The organism is Clostridium cibarium, from assembly GCF_014836335.1.
Taxonomy (GTDB): Bacteria; Bacillota; Clostridia; order Clostridiales; family Clostridiaceae; genus Clostridium; species Clostridium cibarium.
In genome coordinates this window covers 60,218-76,509 of record NZ_JACSRA010000009.1, presented here as the reverse complement: position 1 = coordinate 76,509, position 16,292 = coordinate 60,218, and the positions used below count along the sequence as shown (strand labels likewise).

Annotated in this window: 15 protein-coding genes; 14 read left to right on the top strand and 1 reads right to left on the bottom strand. The window is 28.5% G+C overall.

Translation table 11 applies throughout. The features are described from left to right. Positions 1–64 precede the first annotated feature (64 nt). The 10 genes from H9661_RS07480 to H9661_RS07435 all read left to right on the top strand — a co-directional run bounded on the left by H9661_RS07480 (position 65) and on the right by H9661_RS07435 (position 10,970). Positions 65–1,012 carry an iron chelate uptake ABC transporter family permease subunit gene (locus H9661_RS07480; RefSeq protein WP_191768119.1) on the top strand — a complete coding sequence of 316 codons (948 nt, stop codon included), beginning with the start codon at positions 65–67 and terminating at the stop codon, positions 1,010–1,012. Beyond that, positions 1,009–1,959, top strand: coding sequence for an iron chelate uptake ABC transporter family permease subunit (locus H9661_RS07475; protein ID WP_191768058.1), 951 nt, complete (start codon positions 1,009–1,011; stop codon positions 1,957–1,959). The genes H9661_RS07480 and H9661_RS07475 overlap by 4 nt, the downstream gene beginning before the upstream one ends. Next, positions 1,956–2,714: an iron ABC transporter ATP-binding protein gene (locus tag H9661_RS07470; RefSeq protein WP_143318298.1), complete on the top strand. Its 759-nt coding sequence runs from the start codon at positions 1,956–1,958 to the stop codon at positions 2,712–2,714. Before H9661_RS07475 ends, H9661_RS07470 begins: the two co-directional genes overlap by 4 nt. Before the next feature lie 16 nt (positions 2,715–2,730). Further along, the gene (locus H9661_RS07465; protein ID WP_191768056.1) at positions 2,731–3,687 is read left to right on the top strand and encodes a siderophore ABC transporter substrate-binding protein; all 957 of its coding nucleotides are present in this window, start codon (positions 2,731–2,733) and stop codon (positions 3,685–3,687) included. A 148-nt stretch (positions 3,688–3,835) separates the two neighbouring features. Further along, complete coding sequence (locus H9661_RS07460; RefSeq protein WP_143318296.1) at positions 3,836–4,402, top strand: TetR/AcrR family transcriptional regulator; 567 nt, start codon at positions 3,836–3,838, stop codon at positions 4,400–4,402. Positions 4,403–4,522: 120 nt separating this feature from the next. Further along, positions 4,523–6,901, top strand: coding sequence for an endopeptidase La (gene lon, locus H9661_RS07455; RefSeq protein WP_191768054.1), 2,379 nt, complete (start codon positions 4,523–4,525; stop codon positions 6,899–6,901). 179 nt (positions 6,902–7,080) lie between these two features. Then, positions 7,081–8,130: a carbohydrate binding domain-containing protein gene (locus H9661_RS07450; RefSeq protein ID WP_191768052.1), complete on the top strand. Its 1,050-nt coding sequence runs from the start codon at positions 7,081–7,083 to the stop codon at positions 8,128–8,130. A 267-nt stretch (positions 8,131–8,397) separates the two neighbouring features. Next, positions 8,398–9,147, top strand: a complete 750-nt coding sequence (locus H9661_RS07445; RefSeq protein WP_191768050.1) for an alpha/beta hydrolase-fold protein — start codon at positions 8,398–8,400, stop codon at positions 9,145–9,147. Positions 9,148–9,246: 99 nt separating this feature from the next. Beyond that, positions 9,247–10,392 (top strand): pyridoxal-phosphate-dependent aminotransferase family protein, encoded by a 1,146-nt coding sequence (locus tag H9661_RS07440; protein ID WP_191768048.1) that lies wholly within the window; start codon positions 9,247–9,249, stop codon positions 10,390–10,392. 44 nt (positions 10,393–10,436) lie between these two features. Continuing rightward, entirely contained in the window at positions 10,437–10,970 is a 534-nt protein-coding gene (locus tag H9661_RS07435; RefSeq protein ID WP_143318291.1) for an ECF transporter S component, read from the top strand. A 112-nt stretch (positions 10,971–11,082) separates the two neighbouring features. Here H9661_RS07435 and H9661_RS07430 read toward each other — a convergent pair whose 3' ends face one another. After that, entirely contained in the window at positions 11,083–12,483 is a 1,401-nt protein-coding gene (locus H9661_RS07430; protein ID WP_191768046.1) for a cellulase family glycosylhydrolase, read from the bottom strand. A gap of 445 nt (positions 12,484–12,928) precedes the next feature. On the opposite strand from H9661_RS07430, the gene H9661_RS07425 reads away from it, so the two are divergent. From H9661_RS07425 to H9661_RS07410, 4 genes are all read left to right on the top strand, one after another. Further along, positions 12,929–13,468, top strand: a complete 540-nt coding sequence (locus tag H9661_RS07425; RefSeq protein WP_143318289.1) for a fasciclin domain-containing protein — start codon at positions 12,929–12,931, stop codon at positions 13,466–13,468. Positions 13,469–13,746: 278 nt separating this feature from the next. Continuing rightward, complete coding sequence (locus H9661_RS07420) at positions 13,747–14,394, top strand: YczE/YyaS/YitT family protein (RefSeq protein WP_143318288.1); 648 nt, start codon at positions 13,747–13,749, stop codon at positions 14,392–14,394. A gap of 111 nt (positions 14,395–14,505) precedes the next feature. Then, entirely contained in the window at positions 14,506–15,426 is a 921-nt protein-coding gene (locus tag H9661_RS07415) for an ABC transporter ATP-binding protein (RefSeq protein WP_143318287.1), read from the top strand. Then, entirely contained in the window at positions 15,423–16,142 is a 720-nt protein-coding gene (locus H9661_RS07410; RefSeq protein WP_143318286.1) for an ABC transporter permease, read from the top strand. Before H9661_RS07415 ends, H9661_RS07410 begins: the two co-directional genes overlap by 4 nt. Positions 16,143–16,292 lie beyond the last annotated feature (150 nt).

Sequence of the window (16,292 nt, the reverse complement as noted above, 5' to 3'; positions counted from 1 at the left end):
TACTAAGAATTTAATAGTAAGGGGGAATTTAGTGGAAAATGAAAAAATTTTAAAGAAAAGAGATATAAAGATAAGATATCTAGTAATAAGTTTAATTATTTTATCAATTATATCTATATTTATCGGCTCAAAAGATATAAAGATTATTGACTTATTAAGTTTTGAAAAAGATAAATTAGAAATACTTATTTTAAGTAGAATACCAAGATTAATAAGTATTCTAGCGGCTGGTACAAGTATAGCTGTAAGTGGACTTATAATGCAGCAAATAAGTCGCAATAGTTTTGTATCACCAACTACAGGTGCTACTGAAGATAGTGCGAAATTTGGAATATTAGTATCTATTATATTATTCCCTTCAGCAGGCTATTTTAGCAAAATGATAATATGTTTTATATTTTCGCTAGCTGGTACTTTTTTATTTATGTACATTTTAAGAAAAATTAAATTTAAGAATGATATATTTGTTCCTCTTATTGGAATTATGTTAGGAGCAATAATAGAATCTATAAATACTTTCTTTGCATATAAATTTGATGTGATTCAAAATATAGAATCTTGGGCACAAGGAAATTTTTCTATGATTATAAAGGATCGATATGAACTAGTTTACTTAAGTATTCCCCTTATGATAATAGCTTATTTATTTGCAAATAAGTTTACTATTTCAGGGATGGGAAAAGAATTCTCAAAGAATTTAGGATTAGATTACAATAAAGTGGTAAATATCGGAGTTGTAATAGTTGCGCTTATATCTTCCATAATGATTATTATTGTTGGGAAAATACCATTCTTAGGACTTATAATTCCTAATATTATTAGGATTTATAATGGAGATAATTTAAAAGAGAATTTTGTTTCAACATCTTTATTTGGAGCAGTATTTCTTCTTTTCTGTGATATATTAGGTAGGTTGATTATTTATCCATATGAAATTCCAATAGGCCTTATGGTTGTGGTCATAGGAAGTGGAGTATTCTTATATCTACTTTTCAGGAGGAAGTTAACATGAAAATAAAACGAAATTTAATACTTATGTTCATTTTATCAGTTATACTTATTCTTCTTTTTATATGTGTTGGTATGAACAATAATAATTGGCAATATATTCTTCAAAGAAGAGGAATAATGATTGTGGCAGTTGTAATAACAAGTGCAGCTATAGCTTTTTCAGCTATGATATTTCAAAGCATAACCAATAATAGAATATTGACTCCAAGTGTAATGGGATTAGATTCTTTATATATGCTTGTACAAACTTTTATAGTTTTCATATTATCAAGCAATAAAAATGAGATTTTTGCAAGTAATATAAATTTTATTCTTTCAGTAGGGGTTATGGTTATATTTTCTATATTACTATTTCAGGTAATGCTTAAAAAAGAAAAAGGGAATATTTATTTTCTTTTATTAGTCGGTTTAATATTAGGAACATTATTTCGTAGTGGAGCTTCTTTTATGCAAATGATAATAGATCCAAACGAGTTTTCAGTTCTTCAAGGTAAGATGTTTGCAAGTTTTAATAATGTAAATAGCGATGTATTGTTAATTTCTATAGTAATAATATTACTAGTAATGATTTATATGTATGATTACATTGATATATTAGATGTTTTGTCGCTTGGTAGGGATCATGCTATTAATCTTGGATTATCATATGAAAAGACAGTTAAATCCTTGCTTATAGTAACATCAATTTTAGTATCTGTATCAACAGCTTTAGTTGGGCCAATAACTTTTTTAGGATTATTAGTAGTAAATATAACACATGAGTTTTTAAAAACTTATAGACATAGATATCTAATACCAGCTTCTGTTTTAATTAGCATAATCACTTTGGTTGGTGGTCAATTTGTAATAGAAAGATTATTAAATTTTTCAACACCAGTTTCTGTAGTGATCAATTTAGTTGGAGGTATATATTTTATATCTCTATTATTAAAGGGGAATAAGGCATGATTGAATTAAAGAATATAGTGAAAAAATATAATGGAAAGAATGTTGTTGATAATGTTTCTGTAACTATAAAAGAAGGAAAAGTAACGTCTCTTATAGGTCCTAATGGAGCAGGCAAGAGCACATTGCTTTCAATAATGAGCAGGATAATAAGTAGAGATAGTGGTGAAGTTATAATAGATAAGGCTAAATTAGAGTCGTGGAATAATAAAGATTTAGCAAAAAAAATATCAGTATTAAAGCAATCTAATTCTATCAACATGAGATTAACAATAAAAGAAATAGTTAGCTTTGGAAGGTTCCCTTATTGTCAGGGAAATTTAACAGAGGAAGATTTAGAACATGTTTATAATGCAATAGAATATATGAAACTTACAGATATAAAAGATAAGTACATGGATGAACTTAGTGGAGGACAAAGACAGAGGGCATTTATTGCAATGATAATAGCTCAAAATACAGATTACATATTGTTGGACGAGCCACTAAACAATTTAGATATGAAGCATTCAGTGGAAATAATGAAAATTTTAAGAACTTTAGCAGAAGAGCTTAATAAAACAGTTGTTATTGTAATACATGATATAAATTTTGCATCTTGTTATTCAGATTATATATTAGCTCTTAAAGATGGAAAACTTGTTAAGGCTGGGAGAACGGATGAAATAATAAGAAATGATGTGCTAGAAGAAATATATGATATGAAATTTAATATTCAAGAAATAGAAAACAATAAAATCTGTATTTATTTTAAATAGTAAGGAGAGAAAAATAATGAAAACAAATAAAAAGATAATATCATCCCTATTGGTTATATTAATAGTTATGGTAGGAGGTTTTACATATACTAAATTTAGTTCAACAAAGGATGAAACTAAGAGTAATGGAGAAGATAATATAACGATAAATCATAAATTAGGAGAAGTGAGTATAAAGAAAAATCCACAAAAAATCGTTGTGTTTGATTATGGTGTATTGGATTCATTAGATACTATTGGGATTGAGGTACAAGCTGTTGCAAAGAGTAGTTTGCCTAGTTACCTAAGTAAATTTAAAGATGAAAAATATGTAGATGCAGGAACTTTATTTGAACCTAATTTTGAAAAGTTACAAGAATTGAAGCCAGATTTAATAATAATTTCAGGAAGACAAGAAAGTGTGTATGATAAGCTTAAAGAAATAGCACCAACTTTATATGTAAGTATCTCAGATACAGGCTATTTTGAGTCTTTTAAAGCGAATATGGACAATTTAGGTAAAATATTCAGTAAAGAAGATGTTGTAAAAGACCAATTAGATAAAATAGATACTAAAATTAAAGAACTTAATGAAAAAGTTAAAGAAAAGAACTCAAAAGCTCTTATGATAATGGCTAATGAAGGGAATTTAAGTGCATTTGGTGAAAAATCAAGATTTGGGATTATACATAGAGATTTTGGACTTAAACAAGCAGATGAAAATATAGAAGAATCTAATCATGGAATGAATGTATCATTTGAATATTTAGCAGAAAAAAATCCTGACTATTTATTTGTTGTAGATAGATCAGCTGTAACAGGGAAAGGAGTTAGTGCTCAGAAGACTCTAGATAATGACATTATTAAAGGAACTTCTGCTTATAAAAACAATAGGATTATATACCTTGATTCACAAGTATGGTATGTATCTTCTGGAGGATTTACAGGAACTAATACTATGATTGATGAAATCACAAAGGCAATAGAAAAATAAATTCATAATATGTAACGCACAACAATAAAATTCCGATTGTTGTGCGTTTTTTATATACATTTAGTCCTCTATGTAGGGTAAGTAATAAAAAACTTGACTATAAAAGAACGTTCGTTTATTATAGAAATATAACAATAGAGGTGTGTAAATGAGAAGGAAAGATGATGAAAAGAAACAAAGCATAAAAGAAGCTGTTATTAAGTTAATACTTAAAGAAGGATTTCATGGTACATCTATTTCAAAGATAGCTAAAGAAGCTGGGGTTTCGCCAGCTACGGTATATATATATTATGAAAATAAAGAAGTTATGTTGCAAGATATATATCGTGAATACTCTGAAGATGTTTTTTATTACCTGCTTGATAAACTTAATAATTGTAACAAAGGTGAAAAAATTATTGAGGTACTTGTAAGAGAATATTATTTGTATATCAATGATAATAATGAAATTTTTCACTTTGTTGATCAGTTTGCTAGTTGTCCAGCATTAGCCAATCAATGTTCAGCAAGAAATGGAATAAGTATTCTTAACAACTTGTTTGATGAAATGAAGAAAAGAGGAGTTTTCAAAGATTTTGAAAATGATAACTTGAGAGCAATACTTTTTTATCCTACTAAATCAATTGTGATGAATTCCTGTATCGATAATGATAAAAAGATTGAATTATTAAATGAATTGATTGAAATTATACAAGATGCAATATTAATAAAATAGAGATTAATATAAGAGTAAGCGAGAAATTTTGTAAATAGCAGAAATGTTTCGCTATTTTTTAAAAAACATATAAACGAATGCTCATTTATTTAAATAGCAAAAGAAAGGATGATTAAGACGATGAATATAGAGAAAAAATATAACCAAGGAGTTGTAATTCCTGTATCAGAAGCAGTTCTGCTTCCAGGAATGACTCATATTTTAAGGTTAAATAGATTTAGTGAAAAGGAAATTGAAAATTTATCTAATGATGAAACAGTTAATGTTGCAGTACCTTTAAAACAAAACTTCAATCAGAATAATTTAAAAGAAGAAGATTTTTATCGTATAGGGGTTTCATTTGAAATAAATAAAATTCAAAAAATGGGAAGAGGATATCAAATTGAAATTTTAGCATTAGATAGAGTAGAGATAAAATCTATGAACTTTGAAGAAGCTTTAATTAGTGCAGAATTTGAATTTGCATCTGATATAGTTGATATTACAGAAAAAAATCAGGAAGAAATGGTAAGTTACATTAAAAGGATCACTAGAGAAATTAGTGAGAATTTTAAAGGTTCAGAAGATTTTATAGAAAGTGTGGAAGAACAGCAGGATTTAAATAAAATTATTGGACTTTTAGCACCTTTTATGCCACTTTCAAATGAAGAAAAATATGATTTAATAGAGACTCAATCTTTAAAGGCTAGAGGCTTAAAGTTTATGGATTATCTATTAAAGCAGAAAGAACATATAAAATTACAATTAGAAATGGCACAAAAATTTACTGAAAAAGCTAATAAAAATTATAGAGAATCAGTTTTGAGGGAACAACTAAAAACTATTCAAAATGAGTTAAATGAAGGCAAAGAAGCTAAAAAAGATAAAGATTATTATAAAAAAATTGAAGAAGCTCAAATGCCAGATGAAGCTCGTGAAACAGCTTTAGAGGAACTAGAAAAATTACAAAACCAAAGTCCAAATAGTTCTGAATATAATGTAATACGTAACTATTTAGAGTTATTGATACAGTTGCCTTGGAAAAGGAATGAAGGAAAAACAGTTGATTTAGAAGGTGCAAGAAGTATATTAAACCAGCAACATTATGGTCTTCAAAAAGTAAAGGATAGAATAATTCAACATTTAGCAGTTATGCAACTTAAAAAGGATAAAAAAGGATCTATATTATTGTTAGTAGGACCTCCTGGTGTGGGAAAAACAAGTTTAGGTAAGAGTATTGCAGAAGCTCTTAATAGAAAGTACATAAGATTAAGTCTTGGTGGTGTAAGAGATGAAGCAGAAATAAGAGGACATAGAAGAACCTATGTAGGAGCAATGCCTGGTAGAATTATTCAAAGTATAAAAAAGGCAGGAGTAACAAACCCTGTTATGGTTTTAGATGAAGTAGATAAGCTATCTTCTAGCTATAATGGTGATCCAGCTAGTGCTTTATTAGAAGTATTAGATCCAGAGCAAAATGATACTTTCACTGATCATTATTTAGATTTACCATATGACTTATCGGATGTATTCTTTATAGCAACAGCTAATTCTTTAGATACCATTCCTAGACCGCTATTGGATAGAATGGAAGTAATTCAAATATCTAGTTACACTATGAATGAAAAATTCCATATTGGTAAAAAGTATTTGATTCCAGAGGTTCTTGAAGAACATGGATTGGCCGACACACAACTTGTTATAGAAGATGAAGGACTACGAAGAATTATTAGTGAATATACTTTAGAAGCTGGGGTAAGAGGACTTAAAAAGCAGTTAGCAACACTTGCCAGAGTAGCAGCAGAGAAGATTGTAGCTAATAAGGTTGACCTACCATTTAAAATTACAGCAGAAGAGTTAGATGATATACTTGGAAGAAAGATTTCAAGTCATGATAAAGCTCAAAAGGATAATGCACCAGGAGTTGTAACTGGACTTGCATGGACAGCAGTAGGGGGAGAAATATTATTTATTGAAGCTACTGATATGCCAGGAAATGGACAAGTTATTTTAACTGGACAATTAGGAGATGTTATGAAGGAGTCAGCAAGAATTTCATTGAGTTTATTAAAATCAAGGTTACCAGTAAATGCAATGAATTTTAAGGAAAGAGACTTACATATTCATGTCCCTTCAGGATCAGTTCATAAGGATGGTCCATCAGCTGGAATAACATTATTTACAGCACTTGCATCTCTTGTTACAGGAATAAAGATAGATTCAAAACTTGCAATGACAGGAGAAATTACATTAAGAGGAGCAGTACTTCCGATAGGAGGACTTAAAGAAAAGTTGATAGCAGCTCAAAGGGCTGGAATAAGAAAAGCTCTAATTCCAAAAGATAATGTAATTGATCTAAAAGATGTTCCTGAGGAGGTAAAAGAACAAATAACTATAATACCTGTAGAAACTGTAGAGGATGTTCTTAAGGAGACTTTGGGTATAACATTACCTAAAATAGAACGTGTATTTAATCCTAAGAATTTTATAGAAGGAACATTTAGTACAAATGAAGCTTAATTTAATAAACATTTAGGAAAGATAGGTTTTTTACAAACCTATTTTTTCTTTTGGGAAAATACGTAAATTTAGATTACATAACTAAAGTTGTATCAAGCCATATTGTAAATGAATATATTATAAGTAAGAAGAAGGACGAGTTTTTCTTAAAATAATATTAATCATAGGGGGAACTCCAGATGAAAGCAAAATCAGTAGTTGACAAGTATAATTTCAATAAATGTGGTATTAGAGATTGTAAAGGGGATTGTAAAAATATAATACCTTTCAACAACCTTCTTAATGTACCAAAGGATTTCTTACCCAAATCTATTGGTGGGGATTGGGATAGCTTGAAAATTTCTATAATGCCATCTTTAAATTGTATAGTAGAACCTTGTATAGAGAAAACCGATATAACATTTAATGATCCATGCAATAAAAAGCATGTTGTAAAAGATTATGAATTAAAATTAAAGAAATTGAGAGTAGTTGGATCTATAAATTATATAATAAGTGCACAATATACGGCATCTCAATTGGGAATATCAGATAGCAATGCTAGTATAAGTGGAATTTATACTATGCGCATAGATAGAATACTTGGATTTGTGTTAGAGCATTTTAATAGTAATTATCATGTTTCAGTTGGCTATAAGGATTTACAATTTGATAGTCCAGAAGAATTTGTATATGGAGAAGATCATGCGCTAAAAATTAAAGGAAACTTTATCATTAATGTAGGGAACATTGTAGAAACTCTACGGAATGGAAGTTTTGAGAATGCTTTTGCAGATTGGAATGTAGTTGTTCCCACAGGAGCATCTGCTGAAACAGTATTTATTTTTGAGCCATCTTCCACACTTATTTATAGACCAATTGATGAATGTTATTTTGCTTTGTTGAAGACAGATGGTCCAGGATCATATACAACAATATCACAAACATTTGCTGCTAAGGCTGGAGATAAAATTGAAGGATGGGCATTTTTTAAGGCAAATGATTATTTACCTTTTAATGATAACAGTAAAGTAAGGATAAAAGCAGGAAATAATGTAATAGCAACACCATTTAATTATAGTGTGAGTGATGTTGGTGATTATGGGCATACACCTTGGACTTATTGGAGTCACACTTTTACAGCAGATGGAACATTTACAATAGAGGCTCAAATTGCAAATGCTTTAGATTCTTCTCTTGATAGCTATATGGGGTTAGATGCAATTAGGCTAATAAGACCAATAATTTAAATTAAAAAATATTTGATGGAAACTAGCACATCATAATAAATTATAAAAGGGAGCTGTCGCAAATCCAAAGTAGTTAAAATTTATTTGCGATAGTTCTTTATATCTTTCATAACAATATAATTCCTTGAATAGGTAGAAAAAATAATATATACTAATAGTAATTGATAATTATTATCAACAATATGAAAATTATAATGTATTAAAAGAATAAATTAAAATAGCAGAAGGTGGATTATTTTTAATAGATTAAAGAGAGGATAAACAAGAGTGAGAGGATTAATTTTAGAAAAAGTAGTATTGGATAGAGAAGTGTTGATTTATTTGCCAGAAGGATATAAAACTAATGATAAAAAGTATCCTGTAATTTATGTTCTTGATGGAGATAAATTTAAAAAGATTTTTAATGAATTAATTGATTATATAGAAGATGAATTTTTAAAGAGATCTTTAGAAGAGCATATAATAGTAGGGATTACGCCTAAGAATAGAGTAAACGAATATACTCCATGGTTCTCAAAAGCATTAGATAAGAGATTTCAGGATTTCAAAGGAAATGGTGGCGAATATCTTGACTTTTTATCAGGTTATTTACAGGTTTATATTGAAAGTGAATTTAGAGTAAACAAAGATAAAAAAGATAGAAAAATTATGGGGTATTCTCTTGGGGCATTAGTCTCATTATATTCAATCTATAAAAATGATGATTATGGTGAAATTGCAAGTATATGTGCTTCTCAATGGTATGAAAATTGGATTAAATTTATTAATGAAGAAAATATGCTAAATAATGATTTCAAACTTATTATGATTGCAGGTAGAAATGAGGGGAAAAATAAAATTACTATACATAAATACTTACCTAAGCTTTCTGAGGAATCTTATGAAATATTTAAAAGAAGAATTGGGATAAAGAATGTAAAAATGGTTTGGGATGAATATGATCATCATGAAAATGTATTAAATAGATATAAAATTGCATTAGAGTTTTTGCTAAGTAAAAAAGTTTTAAATAAATAGTATAGCAAAAAAGTAAATTGTATCAGTACAATTTACTTTTTTTATTTTATATGATATTTTATCAATATTAAGCGGAGAAAGAAGATGGAGGTGTTGTTAATGAATAATAAATTTGTCTATGCACCAGGGCCTACAAGTGTAAGAGAAAATGTCAGATTAGAAAGAGCTAAGATAACTACTAATCCAGATGTTGATGAAGAATTTGTAGAGTTCTATAAAAATACTTGTGATAAGATAGGTAAAATTATAAAAACGGAAAATCCAGTTTACATACTAAGTGGAGAAGGTATTTTAGGACTAGAAGCAGCATGTGCATCTCTTACAGAAGCAGGTGATAGAGTTCTTGTGATAGATAATGGGATTTATGGAAGAGGGTTTGAAGGCTTTGTAAAAATGTATGGAGGAGAAGGAGTATATTTTTCAGACTTCTACGATAATGCTATAAATGAAAAGAAATTAAGTGAGTTTCTAGAAAAGGATCACAACTTTAAGTATGCCACAATAGTCCATTGCGATACTCCAACAGGCGTATTAAATAATTTATCAAAGATATGCCCTCTATTAAATAAATATGGTATTTTAACTGTTGTTGATTCTGTTTCAGCAATGGCTGGTGAAGAAATAAAAGTTGATGAGTGGAAAATTGATATAGCTTTAGGAGGATCACAGAAAGCATTTTCAGCTCCAACTGGATTAACTATGGTCAGTATTAGTGAAAAGGCTAAAGAAGCAATGAAGAATAGAAAAACTCCTATAGTAGGGTTTTATTGTAATTTAACAATTTGGGAAAATTATTATAAAGATAAATGGTTTCCATATACAATGCCAATAAGCGATATTATGGGACTAAGTAAGGCATTGGATAATATTTTAGATGAGGGTATTGAAAATGTACTTATTAGACATGAAAAAATAGCAAATGCAACAAGAAAAGCTATAAAGGAATATGGTCTTCAGTTATTTTTAAATGGCGGCTATTCTAATACAGTTACTGCTGTTAAAGTGCCAGAAAATATAGGGGCTTTAAAGCTTAAAGATTATATGTTAAAAAAATATAATACTTTAATAATAACATCATTGAAACCATACGATAATGAAATTTTAAGAATAGGACATATGGGAGAAAATGCTCGTCAAGATAAAATAGTTTATGCATTAAATGTCATTGATAATGGATTAAAGGATTTAGGTTTTAATAGTGATAAGGAATTAGTGGGTCTGTTTTATAAATACTTGGATAGATAAGCAAAATTGATTTTATAAAAATAAATAAAGGTGGGGCAGAAAAAATGGAAGAAAGTAAAGGAAAAGTTAGGTTAAGAACGAAGGACATGGTGGAGACAGCACTATTAATAGCATTAGTTTTTGTATCAACTGCATTTATTAATATTAGATTACCCTTTTTATCTAATGGTGGATTAGTTCATTTGGGAACTGTGATGTTATTTATTGCAGCAATAGTCTTTGGAAAAGAAAAAGGTGCTATAGCTGGAGCTGTAGGTATGGCAATTTTTGATTTATCTTCAGGATGGGCACTTTGGGCACCATTTACCTTTGTTGTAAGAGGAGTTATGGGGTATATGCTTGGGTCTATTGCATGGAGTAAAAAAAGAGATGGAAATAGTCTTTGTTTAGATATAGTTGGAATAATTTTATCTGGTGCTTGGATGATTTTTGGATATTATATTACAGAAGGAATTCTTTATGGGAATTGGATAACACCAGTGGCTTCAATGCCTGGAAATTTAACACAAATTATCGTTGGATTGATATTAGCTTTACCTATTTCTAAGATTCTTAAAAGATATGCAAAATATATATAAAAATTCTTAATAAGTTTGAATCACTTGGCAGCAATATTTAAATTGCTTTTATGATATGAGAAAACTGGCAATATGTTATAAACATACTGCCAGTTTTAATTTTTATTAATAATTATAATAAATCATAAAGGGCATATAAATCACTAATGTCTATTTCTCCATCTTCATTAATATCTGCATTCTTTTCTTTTATATTTAATGAAGGATTTAATAAATATTTCTTCAATGCAATACAATCTGACATTGATACTTCACCATCACCATCTACGTCACCTTTAAGTACGGTAGGTGCACCTTCAACGCTCATTATAGCATCAATAATCCCTTGTTGTGTTACAGTAGCATTAGATCTATTAAATAAGCCAAAGCCATATTGTCCATTATATCCGTTATCCCATACAACAGGTACAGCTCCATAATTTTTTGCAGTTGAACATACTTTTTGTGTAAATATAGCACGATAAGTATTGTTAGTGGAATCATCATTTGTTTTATCTACTGAACCAAATTCTCCAATTACAACAGGATATCCCTGTGCTGTGAATTTATCGTGCATAGCTTTAAATTGTGAATTTAAATAATCTTCTTGTCCCCAAGTTGATTTTTTTGTACTGTCTTTAGAAGTTTGTCCCCATTGGGTTGTTTTCCCAGATTGGTCTCCACAGAAATCCCAAGGAGAGTAATAATGGGCTGATATCATTATTCTTTTTTCAGAACTTGGAATTGTATTTGATCTGTAGTTGTCTGTAGGAATAACAAAACCGTAATCGCCAACTGTGTAATCAATATTTGTATTCCAACCTGGAATTAGAAGCCATCTTGCACTGTTATTGCCACCAGTTTGCCTTACTGTATCAAGGAATATTTGATTATAAGCGTTTATATTTGAGTAGTATGTTCTGTTTGGTGGAGTGTAAGTACCATCAAATTCTTCATTCATTGATTCAAATATTAAACGTTCATTGTAATTTGAAAATGTATTTGCAATTTGTTCCCATGCTTTTTGGTATTTAGCTTTTATAGTTGCTTGGTCATTTGAATTACATAAAAGCCATGATCCAGAAACTGTAGGATAACCATCACCATGCATATTTATAATTACAAATAAACCTTCGCTATATGCATAATCTACTACTTCTTTGATTCTAGTTAACCAAGAAGAAGCAATAGTGTAATTTGGGGCACTACCTATTTTATTTAAGTATGAAACAGGAATACGAATTGTTCTAAATCCAGCTTCTTTTACTTTTTTGATTAGAGTTTTTGTAATTGTAGGATTTCCCCAAGCTGTTTCGCTAGGGTTACCATTCCCATCTGTGGCTTCAAGTTGATTTCCTAAATTCCAACCTGCACCCATTTCATACACAATTTTTGTAGAGTTTAATTGATTAAAGTCAGATGATAGCGTAGTAGCTGCAGATGCGTTATTTAAACCAGAAATAGCAGTTGTAAATAGAAAAGTTACAGCTAGTATAGATACTTTGAAAAATTTAGATAACTTTGATTTTAACATTATAAAATCATCCTTTCATATTTTTTTATTTAATATATCCATCATTTTCTAAATAGAAAATCTAAGATAGTTTGTCTCACGTTACAACGATTTATTATGTAAAGTATAATAAATCATCTATTTATGTATTAATAAGCTTACTTCGTAAATTTATATTCTAAGCTAAGATGAAGAATATAAATGTAAAGTAGCTACCTTTGCTAACATTTTATGTTAAAAAATAAAAAAATACAATAATATTATCGTAATCTACATTATATTAGATTTTATGCATAAATATTGGGTATTTACAGAAAAATCAGTAGCTAAAAATGTTCTTTTATTCAGAGTATAATTAATTATTTATATATTATTATTAAATGTAAAATTATAAATTGTCTAATAAATCTAGAAGTAACTGTGCATACTAAGTTCGTTGAATTTAATTTAGAAAGGGAGATTTATTATGAAAAAGAAAATTAAAAAGCTAATACCTATATTAATAATGGTATTATTATTTAACACTGTGGGGTTAAGTTCTTACGCAAGTGAACAAGTCACAAATTCGCAACAAAAGGAGCAACAAGATAATTCAAAAAATATTATTGATATTGCTGTTGGAGATGGTAGATTTAAAACTTTAGTAGCTGCTTTAAAGGCTGCTGAGTTAGAGGATTCACTTAAGGGGCAAGGGCCATTTACAGTATTTGCACCTACAGATGATGCATTTGCAAAGCTTCCTGAAAATATTATGAAAGATCTTTTAAAACCAGGCAACAAGGAGAATCTTGAAAATATTTTAACTTATCATGTTACACCTCAAAGACTCGTGTCAGAAGAAATATTAAAGTTAAATGGTAAGGAAATAAAAATGTTAAATGGGAAGAATGCAAAAATAGAAGTTAGGAATAATGAGGTGTATATTGACGGGGCTAAGATTGTAGGTAAAGATATTATTGGGAAAAATGGAGTTATACATGTAATAGAAACAGTAATGATGCCATAATAAGCATGTATATATCTTTTAAGAATCAATAAACATAGAGGGGTTTTTAAAGTTAAATAATGGTGATTAAATAGTGCAATAAAATTATTGCACTATTTAATTTTCTTTTCATTAGCATTTTAAACTAGATTCTTTATAAGAATACGTAAAATATAGAAGTTATTTGTTAACAGATAGCTTCTATTATTTTTTGTTTTAAATATTTGATATAAATTTACAAAGTAGAATTTTAGATTAAAAATCAATATAATGAATGTTATGAGAATGGAGGAATTTATATGAAGAAATTTTTTCGTGGAATTATGTATATTATTGGACTTGTATTACTTGCATTAGGAATTACCTTGAACACAAAGACTGGACTTGGAGTTTCTCCTATTAATGCAATTCCTTATAGTATTTCGCAAATATTCGAAATTAACTTAGGTAATGCTACTTTGTGTGTTTATATATTTTGTGTAATTGGACAGATAGCACTTAGAGGAATGAGAGTTAGAACGCTCGACTTGTTACAGATTCCTATGAGTATTATTTTTAGTAGAGTGATTAATATTTTTGATGGGATGATAAAAATAAATATTGATAGTTTTATAATAAACCTAATTTTACTTATGATAGCAATAGTGCTTACAGGAATAGGGGTGGCTATTTCAGTTGAAATGAAGTTAGTTCCTAATGCTGCAGATGGTTTTACACAAGCTTTAGGGGAGAGAATTGGGAAAAATCTTGGATTTGCAAAGAACATTGTAGATATATCATCTGTTATTATTGCCATTACTATAGGTATGGTGTTTTCAGGGAAAGTAATCGGTATTGGTTTAGGAACTTTAGTAGCTGTGCCTGGTATAGGTCGTTCTATTGCCTTGTTTAATATGTTTTTTAAAGAAAGAATGTTTATACTTACAAGTGAGCAAAATCAAGCTTAGATTAACATGTAATATTTTTGAAAATATGTTATAATAAGTTCTGTGCAAAATTATAATCCAATGAATAATACAGGCAAAAATTATGGATGATTTAATTTTTAGGAGATTAGCATGGAATATATATTAAGAACTAAAAATTTAACTAAAAGATATAAAGAGCAGATAAGTGTAAACAATCTATGTATGAATGTTGAAAAGGGAGATATATATGGATTTATAGGAAAAAACGGAGCTGGGAAAACTACTACGTTAAAAATGATATTAGGATTAATTCCTCCTACAAGTGGAGGTGTTAATATTTTTGGAAGTGAAGTAAGAAGAAATGATATTTCTTATTTAAGGGATATTGGTTCAATTATAGAATTTCCTTCATCGTATGAAGAGTTAACTGCTTATGAAAATTTAAAGCTTCACATAAATTATATGGGAATAAGAGATGAAAAGACAATAGATAAATCTTTAGAAAAGCTTGGGTTATTAAAAGATAGGAATAAAAAGGTGAAAAATTTTTCATTGGGAATGAAACAAAGACTTGGCATAGCTCGTGCAATTTTACATGAGCCTAAACTTTTAATATTAGACGAGCCTACAAATGGGCTTGATCCATTAGGAATAGTAGAGCTTAGGCAATTTATATTAAGGCTTGCATCAGAAAATCAATTAACATTAATAATATCCAGCCATATCTTAAGTGAACTTGAACTTATGATAAATAAATTAGGAATCATAGATAAAGGCGTTTTATTAAAAGAAGTAGCTATGGAAGAAGTTAAAAATAACTGCTTAGAATATGCTGATATAAGGGTTGATAATATAGAAAAAGCACAAAAGATTTTAGAAAGTCACTTTGGTTTGAATAGTGAATTAATTGAAGATAAATATATAAGAATTGATTTAAAAGAAAAAAATATAAAAACAAATCTTATAAGTAAGCTATTAATAGATAATAATTTGGAGTTATTTGAACTAATTAATCGCAGAGAAAATCTTGAAGAGTATTTTGTAAGTCTTTCAGGAGGAGTAAAGTTATGATTAGATTTGTAAGGAAAGAAATCTTTAAGTTTAGAAAAGAAAAAATAAAGTATTGTTTATTAGTATTGTGTATTCCTACTATTATTTCATTTTTAATGTATGCTTTTAATGAAAAATATGATTTAGTTGAATGGGATGGATATTTAAATAACATAATAACATTTTTAAATTATATTGTCTGTTCAATAGTTTATGGAATAATAACTGCTTATACTTTTGGACATGAGTATGAAACAAAAACAATAAATATACTTTTTACTTATCCTATTAACAGAATGAAAATTCTAATGTCAAAGCTATTATTTATTTTCATTATTATAGTTAGCACCTTGGTTGGCATATTCTTACTTTCAATAGGATTAGGTCTATTAATAAAACATGAAAGTTTAACAGCAGCAATTTTTCTATATTATTTAGGTGCTTTTATAAAAATGATGGTATTTCACTTTATGCTTATTTGTATAGTTAGTGCTGTAGCTATTTCGTCAAAGAGTGTATTGCCTGCTATAATATTTATAATTTCTGTTTCGTTTGCAAATTTAGTAGTAGTGAATACAAAAATTGCATCATTTTATCCATGGAGCGCACCAATTTTACTTAGTCCTCATGAAAATGTAGGAAGAAATTATGTACCATCTCTTTTCTGTATGGTATCTCTAATAATAATTTTCATAATTGGTGTTGGTATATCAATAAAAAAGTACAAGTATATTTAATAGTAAAAGGAAGCAACTGAAAATAGTGATGTATAAGAAAATAGGGCTGTAGATAGATTTTGTGTGAATACAAATCATCTACAGTTTTTTTATGTCATGCTTTAATTTTTAAATAAAAAAAATTTTGAATTTAACTGAACTTTTATTAAT

Bases quoted from the DNA above. Each gene is read 5' to 3' on its own strand.
- H9661_RS07475 (WP_191768058.1), top strand. From the start codon at position 1,009: ATGAAAATAAAACGAAATTTAATACTTATGTTCATTTTATCAGTTATA.
- H9661_RS07470 (WP_143318298.1), top strand. From the start codon at position 1,956: ATGATTGAATTAAAGAATATAGTGAAAAAATATAATGGAAAGAATGTT.
- H9661_RS07465 (WP_191768056.1), top strand. From the start codon at position 2,731: ATGAAAACAAATAAAAAGATAATATCATCCCTATTGGTTATATTAATA.
- H9661_RS07460 (WP_143318296.1), top strand. From the start codon at position 3,836: ATGAGAAGGAAAGATGATGAAAAGAAACAAAGCATAAAAGAAGCTGTT.
- lon (WP_191768054.1), top strand. From the start codon at position 4,523: ATGAATATAGAGAAAAAATATAACCAAGGAGTTGTAATTCCTGTATCA.
- H9661_RS07450 (WP_191768052.1), top strand. From the start codon at position 7,081: ATGAAAGCAAAATCAGTAGTTGACAAGTATAATTTCAATAAATGTGGT.
- H9661_RS07440 (WP_191768048.1), top strand. From the start codon at position 9,247: ATGAATAATAAATTTGTCTATGCACCAGGGCCTACAAGTGTAAGAGAA.
- H9661_RS07435 (WP_143318291.1), top strand. From the start codon at position 10,437: ATGGAAGAAAGTAAAGGAAAAGTTAGGTTAAGAACGAAGGACATGGTG.
- H9661_RS07430 (WP_191768046.1), bottom strand. From the start codon at position 12,483: ATGTTAAAATCAAAGTTATCTAAATTTTTCAAAGTATCTATACTAGCT.
- H9661_RS07425 (WP_143318289.1), top strand. From the start codon at position 12,929: ATGAAAAAGAAAATTAAAAAGCTAATACCTATATTAATAATGGTATTA.
- H9661_RS07420 (WP_143318288.1), top strand. From the start codon at position 13,747: ATGAAGAAATTTTTTCGTGGAATTATGTATATTATTGGACTTGTATTA.
- H9661_RS07415 (WP_143318287.1), top strand. From the start codon at position 14,506: ATGGAATATATATTAAGAACTAAAAATTTAACTAAAAGATATAAAGAG.
- H9661_RS07410 (WP_143318286.1), top strand. From the start codon at position 15,423: ATGATTAGATTTGTAAGGAAAGAAATCTTTAAGTTTAGAAAAGAAAAA.